Annotated in this window: 11 protein-coding genes, 1 tRNA gene and 1 pseudogene; 4 read left to right on the top strand and 9 right to left on the bottom strand. The window is 61.4% G+C overall.

All coding sequences use genetic code 11. From position 1 onward, the window contains the following. Window position 1 precedes the first annotated feature (1 nt). From EPJ54_RS18255 to EPJ54_RS18245, 3 genes are read right to left on the bottom strand one after another with little or no spacing between them, the layout of a single operon-like run. Complete coding sequence (locus tag EPJ54_RS18255) at window positions 2-1,234, bottom strand: thiamine pyrophosphate-dependent enzyme (protein WP_135213209.1); 1,233 nt, start codon at window positions 1,232-1,234, stop codon at window positions 2-4. An 8-nt stretch (window positions 1,235-1,242) separates the two neighbouring features. Then, window positions 1,243-2,274 carry a Glu/Leu/Phe/Val dehydrogenase family protein gene (locus tag EPJ54_RS18250; RefSeq protein ID WP_135213208.1) on the bottom strand — a complete coding sequence of 344 codons (1,032 nt, stop codon included), beginning with the start codon at window positions 2,272-2,274 and terminating at the stop codon, window positions 1,243-1,245. Continuing rightward, complete coding sequence (locus EPJ54_RS18245) at window positions 2,271-4,058, bottom strand: DUF885 domain-containing protein (RefSeq protein WP_135213207.1); 1,788 nt, start codon at window positions 4,056-4,058, stop codon at window positions 2,271-2,273. The genes EPJ54_RS18250 and EPJ54_RS18245 overlap by 4 nt, the downstream gene beginning before the upstream one ends. Before the next feature lie 271 nt (window positions 4,059-4,329). Between EPJ54_RS18245 and EPJ54_RS18240 the strand changes: the two genes are divergently transcribed. Continuing rightward, window positions 4,330-4,406: transfer RNA gene (locus EPJ54_RS18240), tRNA-Arg, on the top strand. A 502-nt stretch (window positions 4,407-4,908) separates the two neighbouring features. Here the strand turns inward: EPJ54_RS18240 and EPJ54_RS20485 are convergent. The 3 genes and pseudogenes from EPJ54_RS20485 to EPJ54_RS18225 all read right to left on the bottom strand — a co-directional run. Beyond that, window positions 4,909-5,910 (bottom strand): annotated as a pseudogene (locus tag EPJ54_RS20485) (recombinase family protein); the annotation flags it as partial. Window positions 5,911-5,929: 19 nt separating this feature from the next. Next, a complete protein-coding gene (locus EPJ54_RS18230; protein ID WP_135213206.1) occupies window positions 5,930-6,211 on the bottom strand; it encodes a hypothetical protein in 282 nt (93 codons plus the stop codon). A 244-nt stretch (window positions 6,212-6,455) separates the two neighbouring features. Next, entirely contained in the window at window positions 6,456-8,066 is a 1,611-nt protein-coding gene (locus EPJ54_RS18225; RefSeq protein WP_167755832.1) for a DUF3363 domain-containing protein, read from the bottom strand. A gap of 763 nt (window positions 8,067-8,829) precedes the next feature. Between EPJ54_RS18225 and EPJ54_RS18220 the strand changes: the two genes are divergently transcribed. Next, complete coding sequence (locus tag EPJ54_RS18220; RefSeq protein ID WP_135213204.1) at window positions 8,830-9,075, top strand: helix-turn-helix domain-containing protein; 246 nt, start codon at window positions 8,830-8,832, stop codon at window positions 9,073-9,075. After that, window positions 9,075-10,406, top strand: coding sequence for a type II toxin-antitoxin system HipA family toxin (locus EPJ54_RS18215; protein WP_135213203.1), 1,332 nt, complete (start codon window positions 9,075-9,077; stop codon window positions 10,404-10,406). The genes EPJ54_RS18220 and EPJ54_RS18215 overlap by 1 nt, the downstream gene beginning before the upstream one ends. A gap of 39 nt (window positions 10,407-10,445) precedes the next feature. On the opposite strand, the gene EPJ54_RS18210 is transcribed toward EPJ54_RS18215, so the two are convergent. From EPJ54_RS18210 to EPJ54_RS18200, 3 genes are all read right to left on the bottom strand, one after another. Beyond that, window positions 10,446-10,796, bottom strand: coding sequence for a single stranded DNA-binding domain-containing protein (locus EPJ54_RS18210; protein WP_135213202.1), 351 nt, complete (start codon window positions 10,794-10,796; stop codon window positions 10,446-10,448). A gap of 294 nt (window positions 10,797-11,090) precedes the next feature. Then, window positions 11,091-11,972 (bottom strand): DUF7146 domain-containing protein, encoded by an 882-nt coding sequence (locus EPJ54_RS18205; protein WP_135213201.1) that lies wholly within the window; start codon window positions 11,970-11,972, stop codon window positions 11,091-11,093. Beyond that, the gene (locus EPJ54_RS18200) at window positions 11,969-12,874 is read right to left on the bottom strand and encodes an ArdC family protein (RefSeq protein WP_135213200.1); all 906 of its coding nucleotides are present in this window, start codon (window positions 12,872-12,874) and stop codon (window positions 11,969-11,971) included. The genes EPJ54_RS18205 and EPJ54_RS18200 overlap by 4 nt, the downstream gene beginning before the upstream one ends. A 296-nt stretch (window positions 12,875-13,170) precedes the next feature. On the opposite strand from EPJ54_RS18200, the gene EPJ54_RS18195 reads away from it, so the two are divergent. Continuing rightward, window positions 13,171-14,529 carry a hypothetical protein gene (locus tag EPJ54_RS18195; protein ID WP_135213199.1) on the top strand — a complete coding sequence of 453 codons (1,359 nt, stop codon included), beginning with the start codon at window positions 13,171-13,173 and terminating at the stop codon, window positions 14,527-14,529. The last annotated feature ends 2 nt before the right edge of the window (window positions 14,530-14,531 follow it).

The following is a 14,531-nucleotide window of genomic DNA, read 5'->3' as shown; positions in this document are numbered from 1 at the left end:
ATCAGACCTCCAATTGCTTGCGCTGTTCTTGGAGGTGCCAAGGCATCTCTTTGTAAACGTCCTCGAACATGGATTGCGCCGGGTGTGCGCCCTCCGTGCCGAGCACGCCTTCCTTCTCGGCTTCGCGACCAGCTTCGCGCACCTGCTCGACCGCGGCTTCTTGCGCTGCGCGATGCTGCTCGTCGCTCCATTCACCGATCGAGATCAGGTGTTGCTTCAAGCGCTCCAGCGGATCGCCCAACGGCCACGAGCGGCCTTCATCAGCCGGGCGATAGCGGGAGGGATCATCCGACGTCGAATGTGGGCCGCCGCGATAGGTGAAATGCTCGATCAGTGTCGGCCCGAGATTGGCGCGCGCCCGTTCGGCCGCCCATTGCGTCACCGCGTACACCGCAAGGAAGTCGTTTCCATCCACGCGCAACGGCGCCATGCCGTAGCCGACGCCACGCGCGGCAAAGGTTGTGTTCTCACCGCCGGCGATGCCTTGGAAGGACGAAATGGCATATTGGTTGTTGACGACATTGATGATCACCGGCGCGCGATACACGGCCGCGAATGTCATCGCCGCGTGGAAATCGCCTTCCGCCGTTGAGCCGTCGCCCAACCAAGTCGCGGCAATGCGCACGTCGCCCGAATAGGCCGACGCCATCGCCCAGCCCACAGCTTGCGGAACTTGCGTCGCGAGATTGCCCGAGATCGTGAAGAAGCCATCCTTCTTCGATGAGTACATCACCGGCAATTGCCGCCCGCGCATCGGATCGCGCTTGTTCGAGTAGATCTGATTCATCATCTCGACGATTGGATAATCGCGCGCGATGAGCAGGCCCTGCTGACGATAGGACGGGAAGCACATATCTTCCGGCGACAGCACCATCGATTGCGCCACCGAGATCGCTTCTTCGCCGAAGCTCTGCATGTAGAAGCTGGTCTTGCCCTGACGCTGCGCGCGATACATGCGATCGTCGAACGCGCGCGTGAGGATCATGTATTTGAGGCCACGGCGCAGCGTTTCCGCATCGAGATGCGGCGCCCACGCGCCCAGTGCATTGCCTTCCATGTCGAGCACGCGAATGAGCCCGTACGCATAATCGCGCAATTCACTCGGAGAGACATCGATATCAGGCCGCGGCGTGTCGCCGGGTTCGGGGAAGGTCCAGCCGCTGAAGTCCGGCTTGTCGCCCGGACGCGCATTCGGCGCCGGGATGTGCAGATCAAGAGCGTTCTTGCGGCTCATGGGCTCCCTCAAGCTCTTTGCGCAGCGGCGAGCCGCTCGCGTACGATACGGTCAGCGGCTTGGTGCGGCGTCAGCCCTTCGGCCTTCGCGGTCTCCAACACCTTCATCAGACGCGGCGCGATGGCGCGCACGCGCGCATCGACGGCGGCTTCCGTCTCGCCGATATATTCGGCGCTGACGCTGATGATGCCGCCTGCGTTCACGACGTAATCCGGCGCATAGACGATGCCGCGCGCTTGCAAACGTGCGCCATCCTCTTCCGTGGCGAGCTGATTGTTTGCCGCGCCGCAAATGATCGGCGCGCCCAGTCCCGGGATCGTCGTGGTGTTAAGCCCAGCGCCCAATGCGCACGGCGCGAACAGATCAGCCTTCGCTGCATGGATGCGATCCACGGCGACGACTTCCGCGCCAAGCGCTTTCGCGCGATCAAGATTCGTCGCGTTCACGTCCGCCACAAGCAGCTTCGCGCCTTCGTCCGCAAGCAGCTTGCAAAGCCCGAGGCCCACAGCGCCCGTACCCTGCACAGCAATCGTGCGGCCCTGCACCGCTCCGCCCAACAGCGTCTTAATCGACAAGAACACGCCGAGCGACGTCCATGGGCTGGGATCGCCGCCGGCTTGGCCGCCTTCCTTCGGAATACCCGAGACGTACGAAGTCTTGCGCGCGATCGCGCGCATATCGCTCACCGTGGCGCCGACATCTTCCGCGGCCACATAGCGCCCGCCGATCGCCTGCACTTGCTCGCCAAACTTCTCGAAGCAGGCCCCACGATCCGGACCCATTTTGTAGATCACGGTTTTGCCGCCGCCCATCGGCAGCTCGGCCATCGCGTTCTTGTAGGTCATGCCGCGCGAGAGGCGGAGCGCGTCGGTCAGCGCATCTTCTTCGCGCGGATAGGTCCACACGCGCACGCCCCCGCCTGACGGGCCAAGCACGGTTGAATGGATCGCGACAATGCCGGCGAAGCCCAAGCCTTCGTCACCTACGAACACGACGTCTTCATGCCCATCGTAAGACGGGTGCGATTTCCAGTTCATCATTGGATCGGTTCATCCAGCAGCAATTGCCGTGCGAAGCGGCATGGGGGTGAGCCGAACGACAGCACCCCATCATGGTAACGCTTCAGATTGAATTGATCGCCCCACGCGACACGCGCGGCGGCGCGGGTTTCCAGGTGCTCCTGGAAGCCGACGAAATACGTCGAGAGTTGCGTGACCGAGAGTTGCGCGCGTCGCCATTTTCCGGCCGCCTCACGCTCTTCCTGGAACGCGGTGTGCGTCAAGAAATGCATCATCTCGTCTTGGCTCATGCCATCGACATGGATGGCTTGATCGATGATGGCGTTTGCAATCGAGCGCAATTGCATCTTCAATTGCGACAGGCGGAACAGCGGGTCGTCGCGGCGGAATCCTTCTTCCACCATGAGCTCTTCCGCATACACCGCCCAGCCTTCGACGAACGAACCCGAACCCAGCACCGCACGCAACGTCGAGGGATAGCGGTTCGAGTGCCAGATCTGCGTGTAATGCCCCGGCATCGCTTCGTGTACGGACACATCGAGCAATTGGCGCGTGTTATATTCACGCAGGAACGACGTCGACTGCTCTTCGGTCCAATCGTCCGGGATCGGCGAGACAGCGTAGAAGGTGTCGAGATGCTGTTCGAGCGGGCCGGGCGAGTCGCAATACGCAACCGCGACGCCGCGCTGGAATTCCGGCATGTCGATCACGCGCACCGGTTCTGCCGGCACGGTGATAAGATCGCGCTCCACCACGAAGCGCCGCGCTTCTTCCACGCCCTCGGTGGCGATCGGAACGACGCGATCACGCGCGGGGCGATCGGCAGCGGCGAGATCGAGCGCCGCACGGATCGCGGCCTGTTGTTGCTCCGGCGTCGGCGCATCGGGCGTTGCAGGCGCATCGGCACGGCCAGCCAGCGCCAGCTTCGAAACGCGGTACATTTCCTCGCGCACGCTGATCACGGCGGCGTCAGCGCGGCGGCGGATTTCGGCGCGCGTGAGATCCGATTGCAACGTGAAGCGCAATTGCGTGTCGAAAATCTCCGCGCCTGCGCGGAATTCCGCCTGCGCGGCCGGCACGAGCGTGCCGACGATCCAAGCTTGATGCTCGTCGACCGCCGCGTTGAACGTCGCAATCGCCGCCTCAAGCCGTGCACGCTTGCGCGCGTTGAGCACGCCTTTGTGCGGCTCGATCATGCCGCTGACGATGCTCTTCAGACCGGGGTTCTGCGCGGCGTACGTCGCAGCATGCGGCGCGGGCACGCGCGCGGGCTGCAGCGCATTGCGCGCTTGCGCCAGCAAATCCGGCAAACGCTCCATACGCGCGGTGGCGGATTCCAAACGCTGCGGCAACGGCGCAAACTCGCGCGCCATCAAGCCATAGAGCGCGCCACCCGCGAGCCCCTGATAGCCCAGCGGATTCCACGCCCAATTCTGCCAGGTCTCAGTTTGCCAAATCTGCGCACGCAGCGAATTGCCGAGGATCAGCGCATCGACTTGGTTCGCACGCGAAAGCTGGCTCGCATCGATCGCTTCGAGCGCCGTCAACGTCTCGCGCGCAAAGCGCAGGCTCGCCGCGCGACCCGCTGCGCTCACATCGTCAACCAGGTGATCGAAGCGGTGATCGCCGGTCGTCGTCGCATTGATCGGCGAAAGTCGGAGCGAACGATCGAGCCAGCGACGGCCCAAGGCTTCGAAAGCGCGGTCAGCGCGGCCACGCGATTGCGCCCAAGCGGGCGCGGCCGCCAGAGGCGCGAGCATGGTGGCGCCGAGTGCTGTGATGACCCGGCGACGATTTGAGATCATGGCGGACGTTCGCTCCCAACGGCTGCCGTGGGCGGCAGCCGCCATTTCTATTGCCCCGGCCAAAAGCACAAAGGCGCGATTTGTGCAATAAGCTTCCAATCGGAGGGATAATATTGCCGCCAAGAAACCAACTTCGGCAATTTACAACCCACCAAAGCTCGAATTTCGATCAATCACCACACACCCGCCACCGGCGAATGGCGTTTCCAGCCCACGCCTGAAAACACCGCCTTGCAAATCCAACCGGCGCCAGCTATGCCCCCGCTCCTTCGCGCCCGTAGCTCAGCTGGATAGAGCACCAGACTACGAATCTGGGGGTCAGGAGTTCGAATCTCTTCGGGCGCGCCACTCCATTTTTCTTCGAAAAAACATCCTCTAACGCCTTGAATGGCAAGGATATTTTTGGAGTTCTAAAGCCCTCGTTTTTTACATAAACGAGGCGCTCAGTGAAGGCGAGTTTCAGCACAGTTCGCCGCTCGGCCGCGCCACCAGATTCCCAAAGTTTCCAAAGACTTGTGATGAAGTTGAGCGAAGTTCTAAGACCCTGATCGCAATCGGGCTCAGGACGCGCTTCGGCAGCCTTTTCAAGCGCCAGAACCTTCCCGCGTTCGAGTTCGGAAACTCGGTCTTCGAGCCGCCTGCGCACTGCCGCGACGTCGGTATCCACGATGCGGTCAACAAGCTTCTTAATCTCCGCTTCGAGATCGGAGACGTGCGCCTTGACCGCCTCGTGATCGCGGTCCGACACCGCCGAGCGGCGCTTCCAAAGGTCCATAAACATCGCTGTCGCGACCTTTATGAAGCGCGGGTCGAGTTCCAATGCGCGAATGAGTTCGCCAAATTCTCCCTCGATCCGCGACCGCGCTATCGATTTGCCGTAGCTCGCACAGCCCTTCTTTGGGCAAAAATAATAGGGGTACTTTTGGTACTTGCCCTTCACCCAGCACCCGGTGAGCGGCGTTCCGCAGTGCCCGCACTCGACGAAGGTCCGCAGCGGGAAATCATCGCCGATGTTCTTGCGCAAGGGCGCAACCACTTTGCCGTCCAGCCGCTCTAGGATTCGTTCGTGCGTCTCGACGCTTATGAGCCCCTCGTGATTGCCCTTTCGAAGCGGCACGCCCCGCTCCTTCGAAAAGACAAACCCTGCATAGACGGGATTGCGCAGCATTCTTGAGATCTGCTCATTGGCTACGCGGCCGCGCGGCTGGCGCGGGAAGTCGGGATGCGCTTCAAGATCTCGCATGACCTCTGCCTGCGTTTGCAGATCGCCGAAAGCGTATCGCTCGAACGCGCTAGCTATGTAGGTCGCGTTCGGTTCGTCCCTGACGAGCAACTTGCCTTGATGGCCGGCAACGACCTCGTGCCTGTAACCCACAGGCGCATGAAACGGCCAATATCCATTCATAACGCGTGCGGTCTGCCGTTCCTTGGTTCGCGCCGAGACCACATCGGACCAATGCTCGTTCATGACCATAATGATGTTTTCTTGGAGCTTCTCGTGCGTTGCCTCCCCAAGCGGTTGGGCGGGGCATTCGAGAATTGCGCCCGCTGCCTTGATGGCTCTCCTTAGCTCTCTGTGCGTGTCGATCTCACGCGCCAGACGACTGAGTTCGTCAATAATGACGACAGTCCCCGCCGCCTTCTTTGATTGGAGATACCGAAGCAAATCTCGCATTGCAGGACGCTCAGCAATGCGGCCAGAGCGACTATCGCCGAAAACGTGCGTGACGTTGTAGCCCTTCCACGTCGCGTAGTGGCGGCACATGGTCTCCTGCGAGCACAGACCGTCGCCCATCTGCTCCTGCTTCTTGGTCGACACACGGCAGTAAATTACGGCGTCATTCGCGGCCATTGGCGCTTCCCACGCGAGACTATTCCTCGCCTTTGTCTTCCACCATACACGCATTTGCGGCGGGCTCTGAGACATCACAGAAAAGCTCCGCAAAAATATTGCGGACTGACGGAAGTGAGAATTGCGCCTCCACGCATTTCAGCATGAAACACCATATTTCGAGGAGAATTGCGTCGGCTTGCTCATCGGTAAGTTCGACCGTGTCGAGAAGTCCGCGATATTTGACAAGGTCGGGAGACAATGGCTCGTCTAACTCGGCCTTCGCGTACTGGTGTTCTAAGAAAATTTGTTTGGCGTTCATCGGCGACCTCTCTCGCGCAATGAAAACCCGGACCAAGCCTCGAACGAAGTGCTTAATCCTGCGGCGCGCAAGCCAAGTGTCGGACACGATACGCCACCCGCTTGATCGACTCACACCCTCCCAATTCGCCATCGCGCGCCGGTGTTTCCGGGCGTTGCACCACGTAGCATCGGTGTTGATGGACGACGTGGCGCCGTGTTGGCGCCATGCAATTTCATCAAACCCTTGATGCGGGAGTTTCCACTTAGCGCTCAAGCCCGAGAGACGGCGAAGCCTTGGCCTTTCCGTTGGTCACGGAAACTGAATATGCCTTGCCAGGCATGAGCCGCTGGCGACGCTGAAGCAGCAAGACGGCCACAGAGTCATTACGCTCCAAGAGAGCTACTCTGCCTTGGTGTAAGAACTGAAGGCCGCGCACGACCGAGGTCCGCTCCATGCCGTCATTGAGGTCTATGGCGCGCTTTCCCGTGGCTTGCGCGAGTTCGAGTTGTGCGGTGGAGAACTCCTCCTTTCGCAAAGATGCGAGCGCGCCCGGCCTGAATGCGAAGAACCCGGTGAGATCGCGTTGCCCCGTCCCCTCGCGCTCATGCCATTTGATGCGTGCTTCAAACGCCTGGCGCTTCTGCGGATTGACCGAGGACGCATGTGAGATTTCGTGCATGGCGTGCGCTAACTGGCGATCCAATTCGGTCACCGCACGGGCCTCGATCTGCGATTGAAGCGACTTCGCATACACAATGCGCAAGCGCGCTCGGGCGCCGCGCCCAGAATGAGCAAGGGGCTGAACCTCGACCATGCCCCCAATCTCCAGCCCCTCGAGGTCGCGCGAGTGGACATTCACGAAAATGGGGCGACGCGCTTCATCACGTACGATCGCGTACGCCTTGGTCTCCCGATCGCCACGCCGACCAATCTCAAGCACTTCGCCGAAGAGCTCACCCATACGCGGCGCATAAAGCTGAATGCGTCGCCCCTCCACCGATCGGGCCAAGCGGCGCGTGATATGCACGCTTTGCCCCCGCTCGGTCAGCCGTTCCACCCAATCATGTGCGAATACAAATCGGCCCCGCCCCTCTTCTCGCGTCAGCCCGCTCAGGGACAACCGCCGCACGCGTTCACGCAACGCGGCTCTCAGCACGGGATCGTGTCGGCGACCGATCGCCTGAATGCGCACGGCTTCGCCGGGGATGATTTCGGCTTCGAGCAATTGATCGAGCCTCGTGCGACCGAGCGCCCTCGCCTCGCGCTCAAGCGCCAGACGCTCGTCCTCACGACCCCGTTTTCCCAGCATCTCGGTGGCGACGTCGCGCGCCGCATGGCGCAGACCGCGCCCGACATAGTCGCGTGGCAGAATGACCTCGCGTCCATAAGAGGTGCGTCCGCGCAGGATGACATGGACATGCGGATTGTCGGTGTTGTGATGGTTCACCGCCACCCATTGCAACGGCATGCCCAGGTCCCGCTCCATGCGCGCCATGGTCGCCCGCGTGAAGTCCTTCAGGTCTTCGATCCGCGCGCCGCTCTCGGGCGCCAGCATCAGCCGGAAATGACGCGGGTCGCTCTCGCCCCATACATTGAGGCGCGGATAAGCGTCGACCTTGTCTTCGCTACGATCGTAGAACTGCCCCTTCTCGCCATCCGGCCCCGCGCCATCGCGCTCAAGATATTTCCCGTGCGCGAGGAGCCGGCCGGCGGCCCCGCCGCCGCCGCCATGCCCCTTGTACGAGATGACAACGACGACACGCTGCCGCGTATCGGCCGCGAATTTCGCCGGCTGGGTCTTAGTGCGAACGCTACCGCCACCGCGCTCCACGCTCAGCTTCGACAATCGGCTGCCAAGAGTACCCGACCTCATGCGCGTCGCATTCGCGCCTCTTTCGGTGCGACCTTTCAGTTTGTCCTCATCGCGAAACACCATTCGTTCTCGCGCGGCATTGGGTGATTGATCGCGCGACGCTGGGCGCATCAATGGCGACGAGGCTAGCAATTCTCCGATCGACGCTTTCGGCATATGCGGCAGCCTTCGTCGTTGAAATCGTGCGCTTGCCGCACGCTTCGCCGCATCAACATCAATCGTGCCGCAAGAAATCTCTAGCGGTTGCAAGCCTCGGAAGAAAACCTGCGGCGTCCTTTATCTTGCTCTCCACACAAACCCGCATCGCACCACTGATCGCCTGACTTCGTTGCGCCTCATCCAACGTTGGCGGCTGTGTCCGCATGTAGCACGGTGTTAGCGGTTTGACTGATGCGCACACGAGAGAAGCGACGCGCGGAAATTGCGACCTTCTCCTCTATTGGGAAAAGCCGCATCGAGCGACAAAGTCACTCGTGGCGAAGTTTACGCAGGTCCCAAGAATGTAGGCAGCCAGAAGCGCCAGATGGCGTGTTCGGGTTCGCGAAACCGAACACATCTTTGCACGGAAGTTCAGCGATATTGGTAGGCGCGCCTCAGGGCCTAGGACTGCCTGGGACCGAGATGGCATCCATAATCTTCGGCAGCATCTTTATTCGGTTCAGCGTATAAACTAATTATATACGACCTACCGTATAGAGTTGATTTATACGATCTTTCGTATAAGATAATTTTATACGCCACGACGTATGCGAGGAGGCACGCTATGGATCAAATCGCCCGCTCCCCCAAGCAGATAGGCGCAGCTCTCCGCCGCCGCCGCCGCGCCCTCGGCCTAACTCAAGCGCAGGTGGCTAAGGACACGTCGATCCGACAGGCAACGGTCTCATCTGCGGAGGCCGGCGAACCTATGCAGCTCACCACTTTATTTGACCTGCTGACCGCGCTTGATCTTGAGATCGTCCTCAGGCCGCGCAGCAAAGGCGCGACAAATGTCAGTGACGTATTCTAATGGCGAAGCGCAAAACCCGCCCCCCGCTCCGCGTGTTGTTGAACGGTCGGGCCGTCGGAACGCTGCAACGCGAAAGCTCCGGCGCGATCGAGTTTCAATACGATAAGGATTGGATTGATTGGGAGCATGCGATCCCCGTGTCGCTTTCCTTGCCGATGCGCGAGGACCGCTACGCGGGCGCGCCAGTCGTAGCGGTATTCGACAATCTGCTCCCCGACAATGCGAGCATCCGTCGACAGATCGCCAGTCGCGTCCGCGCCGACGGCGATGACGCCTATTCGCTGCTGTCCGCACTCGGTCGCGATTGCGTCGGCGCCCTTCAGTTCACGCTTGAAGGCGAAGAACCGAAGACCCGCGCGGGCGAGATTGCCGGCGAAGCGATCAGCGATGCGGATATTGCGCGCATCCTAAAAAATCTCGCGCAAGCGCCGCTCGGCGTGAGTGGCGATGCAGAGTTTCGCATTTCGATTGCGGGCGCGCAGGAGAAGACGGCGCTTCTTCGCCACAACGGCCAGTGGATGAGGCCGCATGGCGCAACAGCCACGACGCACATCCTGAAGCCACAGATCGGCATGGCGGCGAACGGCATGGATCTTCGGCAAAGCGTGGAGAACGAGCATTTTTGCATGGAGGTCATGCGTGCGCTCGGCGTGACGACCGCTGAGAGCGCCATTCTCGATTTCGATGACGTGCGCGCGCTCTCGGTAACGCGGTTTGACCGAGAATGGGGAAAGGACGGCCGCCTCCTCCGCGTGCCGCAAGAGGATATGTGCCAAGCGCTCGGCGTTCACCCGACGAAAAAATACGAGAACGAGGGCGGCCCCGGCATGCCCAAGATATTGGATGTGCTAAAGGCCAGCGACGAGCCGCGGGCCGATCAAGACCGCTTCCTGGAGGCTCAATTCGCATTCTGGCTCTTGGGCGCCACCGACGGGCACGCCAAGAACTTCAGCATCTTTTTGAGCCAAGGCGGTCGTTTCAAGATGACGCCGCTCTACGATATCCTTTCGGTCCAGCCCTGCGTCGACGCAAACCAAATCCCGTGGAATAAATACAAGATGGCGATGGCAGCCGGAAACAGCCGCCACTACGGCGTCAACGCGCTGCAACCACGACACTTTGTGGAGACTGCGCAAAAATCGGGCGTGGCGCAGGATCGCGCCGTCTTGCTTTTCGAGGGGGTACGCGCGCGCCTGCCTGCCGCGATCGACAAGGTGCGGGGGGCGCTGCCAGCGGAATTTCCTGATGCACTCGCGGACTCGATAAGCAACGGCGCCCTGAAGCGCGCACACATGGATATCGCGCCCAACGCGCCGAGCGCCGACGACTGAGCAATTTGGCGGTCGCCTCCCGGCGACCGCCGTCATCGGCTAAGCTGCGACGTCGTCGAGTGCTGCTTCCGCCATGCCCTTGGACCGCACCGTGCCTTCGCTTGGCTCGATTGCGACATAGATCTTGCCGCGATATTCCTTCGTCTCAAGATCGCGCCACCGATCATGGCGAAGTGAACCGGTGACTTCAACGAGCGCCCCTTCAGGGATGGCTTTGGCGATCTGTTGTTGGCGCGGACAGAAAATATCGACCTTGAAGCGGTCACGCCGGCCATGTCCTTGCACCTCCATCCAGAGGCTGACGACTTCGACTTTGCCTTTGCGCGCCTCAAAGCTGCGCACGCTTGGTTCGCTCAAGAGCTTGCCGCCAAGGGTGATCGTGTTGGTCATCTGAATTCTCTCTGCTTCATGTTTCCGGTTGATCCCGGAGCCGCGGGGACGTTGCCCGCGGCGGCGCAAAAAGAGCCCGGTCATGAGGCGGCGCGGGCCAGGCGAAAATGGTGGGTCCCGCGTCCGCGATAGCGGACCGCAGCCCGCGTCAGCGGGGCGGGGAAACGATTTTCTCCTTGCTGGCGGCGACGGCCGGGCGGACATGGCGACGACGCGCGTAACGTCCCCGCGGCTCCGCGCCCGGCAAACGCAGTGAGAGTGTGCGACTAAACATTATACGTGACGGCTCGGCGCTCAAAAGCGCGCAGCATCGCTCCAATCGCTCCAATCGTTGAAGCTGGACGGCGGAGGTTGAGGCACAATGGCCATGCGCGGCGACAAGCGCCGAGAAAGTCGCTCCAGCGCATGCAGACCCGCATCATCATTGTCGTGTGCGATGATCAGCGTCTCGACTTCCTCTGGCGGATCAAAGCGGGCCAGGTTCTCAGCACTGAGAAGCGCCCATACAGGCGCTGCGAGATAGGCCCTTGCCGCAAGCATGGTCTCCACGCCTTCGCCAACCGCCAAGGTGCTTGCGACTTGATCGATGCGCACGGCCCCGCCCATCAATTGTCCGATCACACGGCGCGGCGTAGCCAAATTCGCTTTGCCTGCGCCATGCGTGGACAACAGGGTTACCTGCACGCCGCAAAGCTCTCGATCATTTCCTTGGATGGCGGCCAACAGCGCCGGCCGACGCTGCGTGTCCTCAAGCGAGGACATCGACGCATGATAGCGAAAGACTGCTCGGTCGCCGCCGCCATCGTCGACACCGCGGGTGCGAAGGTATCTCTCAGCAACGGTGCCGGCGATGGGTCTTGCTTCGCGCCACCATCGCGCCGCTCTCGCGCGCTTATCCTCGCGGACGGGCTGCAGCGCAACAAGTCTCGACGGCCTCGTCTCGAGCTTGGCGCGAGGTTCAGCCTCCAACAAGCCCTCCGCGACGAGCGCGTCACGCACTTCTCGCCAGTCGTCACGCGGACTGAAGCAGTGAATAAGGATGCGTCCATCCTCGGTCTCGCGCAACGAAACCGAACGATCCTTAGCGCTGTGTCCTGGACCTGGGATAAGCGCGCTCGCGCCGCCGTCCAGAACGACGCCGCCAAAGCGTGCAACGATTGCGCGCAACCGGCTCATGCCGCGATCGGGCTCTTGTTTAATAGCCAGTCAACAGCGACTTGCGCCTTAGCCGCCGCATCAAGGAAAGCGCGTCTATCGTGCTTCAAGAGCTTTACCCAATGATCGATGTAGGCGCTGTGATCGTGCAGATGCCCTGGCGAAAGGCCAAGATGGGCGCTCAGATAGGCCGCGCCAAGTTCGGCGCAAATCTCTTCGACGTAATAGTGATGCTCAGGATAGCGTTTGGCGAAATCGCGATCGAGACGATGCGGCGCTTTGGTGGCGTGGACACATTCGTGATTGAGTGTCTGCGCATAATGCTCAGCGGAATCGAACGCAGCAATTGGCGGCATGCCAATGACATCGCGGCTGGGTATGTAGCATGCCAAGTCCGCAGTCTGGATACGAGCAATGTCCAGCTTGGAAAACCAAGCCTCATGCGTCGCCAGAGGACATGCATCCCCGGCCCCGGGCACAGTATAGAAGTCGCCGTCCAACCCGTCGATCTGTTCGGCGTTGAACACCACGTATGATTTCAAGAACCGAAGAGTTTCCTCCACGCTGTCACCCGCATCATCGGTGCGCGTGCGCGTGGAGCTTCCGTAATAGACGATCGCTTGCCCCTTCTCACCTTTGCGTACGGCGCCGCCAAGTTGCAGCGCCTGATTGAACGTGAGCCACGTGCGCGCTTGGTAATTGGCTTCGCACGCCGCATTCCACAGGATGATGACGTTTATACCGCGGTAGGGTTCACCGCTGGCGCGCAGGGGCAATCCGGGTGGACCGCCCACACGTGCGCCATCCCACGGCTTACGCCAAGGCAAAACGCCGCTTTCCAAATCGGCTAAAATCTTTGCGTTGATATCGGCGGCGATGTCGCGCCGCGGCGACCGATGGCGGTCAGTGTTTTGTTTTGACAAGGGAGCCTCTTTGGCTTCCCGGCGGCGAGATGCTGTTCACCGGGGTCGCGTGCGCGACCACCTCCCTGCGCCTGCGTGCAAGCTGGCGGTGTCGAGGGCTTTAGAGCGAAGCGTCCCTCGACACGGGCAGCGACGCGGGCACGCATTCGGGCGCGCATGCGTGGGCCGCGTGTAACGAGCGACGCGGGGCTCAAGTGTCGTCGAAATTACGGTAGCGCTCGCGCAACGAGCGAATCCGCGTGCGCGATTTCCCAATCGATCTCAACTCCGGGGCGAGTAACCGATAGGGGGGCCTCATGTTGGTTCGTATGATCTTTGCTAGCGTCGCCTTGGCGGCGCTCGGTGCGTGCGCTTCGGTGAATTCACACACGGTCGGTGACGCACAAGCACGCGGCGTGGCCTACTCGCTTCCTACGGTCACGTTCAATCTCAAGCTCATTGGTGTGACGGACGCCGAGCAATTCGACACCAACGTGATGCTGGGCGTGGAGCCTGAATACGCCGTGGACACGCGCGCTGGCGCGTTGGCGTTGGACTATTCGCCGGGCTTGCTCAGCCAAGACACCGTCAACATTGAAGTCGACAATCACGGTTTGCTGCGAACCTTCTCAGGTCAGTACAACAGTCGTGCGGTGCAAACCTTCACGGCGTTGGGTCGCGTGATTGGGCTTGCCCCAGAAGCTGGCGCTGGCGAGCCCTATGACATTTCATCAGAAGTGGTGGATCCATCGGACCCCGCCGATCTCAGCAATGGCGCCGCGGTGTTGACGCGCGCTATGCAAGATTGGGCTGCACGTCGATACGCAAATTTAGGCAGCGCCCCCGCGCCGCAGCGACGTCGACTCTATCGTGCGGCTTTTATGACGAGCTTCGGTTTGGAATGGCGTTGGCTCGGCGACGCGGCGCCAGCACTTCCAGCCGCGCCCGTCGCGCGTTTGCCGGCGGCATGCGGCGCTGGTGTGTGCGCGCGGCCGCTACGCCAAGGACGTCTCATCGTGTGGCGGTGTGGACCGGTGACACCGCCCCGTGGGCTCGATCCAGCGACTGCAACGCCGCGTCCGCAGGACTGCAATCACACCAATGGCGTACAAATTAGCGCGACCGCGCTCTCGATCCCCAATAACGCTCCCAGCGTACGATTGCCCGTCAATGGCGGATTGTTCGCCGATCGCACGCGCAATGTGGGGTTGGTGAACGGCATGGTCGTCGACTTCGACGCCACGGGCGGCTCCGAGGCTGAAGGCGTGCTCACCTCGATCGGGTCGGCGTTGGTCGCCATCCCCGCGGGTGCGGTGGAGCGTGTACGCGGCGAGGCGAATGTGTTAAAGGAGCAGACAGCTCTTGTGAACGCGCAGACCGGATTGGTGCGCGCCCAACAAAGCTATCGCGCCGCGCTGGCGACGCCCACGACAACAAACGATTCCGAACAAACCGAAGAGCCCCAGACGCCGACAACGGAGGAGCCCACCGAAGCCGGCTCGGCCGAGAACGGCGCCGTTGGAGAAGTCGAGACGCCCAACGAGACGGCGAGCGAAGGCGAAGAGCGCGAGGACAACGCCGACGATGCTCCCGTCAATGCGCCCGAGGACGTCGCCCTCGATTCCTGGTCGGTGCTCTTGTTCGGCCCTCCACAATCCATTCCGGTGAGGAACTAACG

The sequence above is a fragment of the Vitreimonas flagellata genome, assembly GCF_004634425.1.
In the GTDB taxonomy this organism is placed as follows: domain Bacteria; phylum Pseudomonadota; class Alphaproteobacteria; order Caulobacterales; family Aquidulcibacteraceae; genus Vitreimonas; species Vitreimonas flagellata.
The sequence above is the reverse complement of the archived record's forward strand: the minus strand, read 5'-3'. Positions and strand labels throughout refer to the sequence as shown.

What these genes read in the sequence shown, in the direction of transcription:
- EPJ54_RS18225 (WP_167755832.1), bottom strand. Translation starts at nt 8,066, where the DNA reads ATGAGGTCGGGTACTCTTGGCAGCCGATTGTCGAAGCTGAGCGTGGAG.
- EPJ54_RS18230 (WP_135213206.1), bottom strand. Translation starts at nt 6,211, where the DNA reads ATGAACGCCAAACAAATTTTCTTAGAACACCAGTACGCGAAGGCCGAG.
- EPJ54_RS18210 (WP_135213202.1), bottom strand. Translation starts at nt 10,796, where the DNA reads ATGACCAACACGATCACCCTTGGCGGCAAGCTCTTGAGCGAACCAAGC.
- EPJ54_RS18255 (WP_135213209.1), bottom strand. Translation starts at nt 1,234, where the DNA reads ATGAGCCGCAAGAACGCTCTTGATCTGCACATCCCGGCGCCGAATGCG.
- EPJ54_RS18220 (WP_135213204.1), top strand. Translation starts at nt 8,830, where the DNA reads ATGGATCAAATCGCCCGCTCCCCCAAGCAGATAGGCGCAGCTCTCCGC.
- EPJ54_RS18195 (WP_135213199.1), top strand. Translation starts at nt 13,171, where the DNA reads ATGTTGGTTCGTATGATCTTTGCTAGCGTCGCCTTGGCGGCGCTCGGT.
- EPJ54_RS18245 (WP_135213207.1), bottom strand. Translation starts at nt 4,058, where the DNA reads ATGATCTCAAATCGTCGCCGGGTCATCACAGCACTCGGCGCCACCATG.
- EPJ54_RS18250 (WP_135213208.1), bottom strand. Translation starts at nt 2,274, where the DNA reads ATGATGAACTGGAAATCGCACCCGTCTTACGATGGGCATGAAGACGTC.
- EPJ54_RS18215 (WP_135213203.1), top strand. Translation starts at nt 9,075, where the DNA reads ATGGCGAAGCGCAAAACCCGCCCCCCGCTCCGCGTGTTGTTGAACGGT.
- EPJ54_RS18205 (WP_135213201.1), bottom strand. Translation starts at nt 11,972, where the DNA reads ATGAGCCGGTTGCGCGCAATCGTTGCACGCTTTGGCGGCGTCGTTCTG.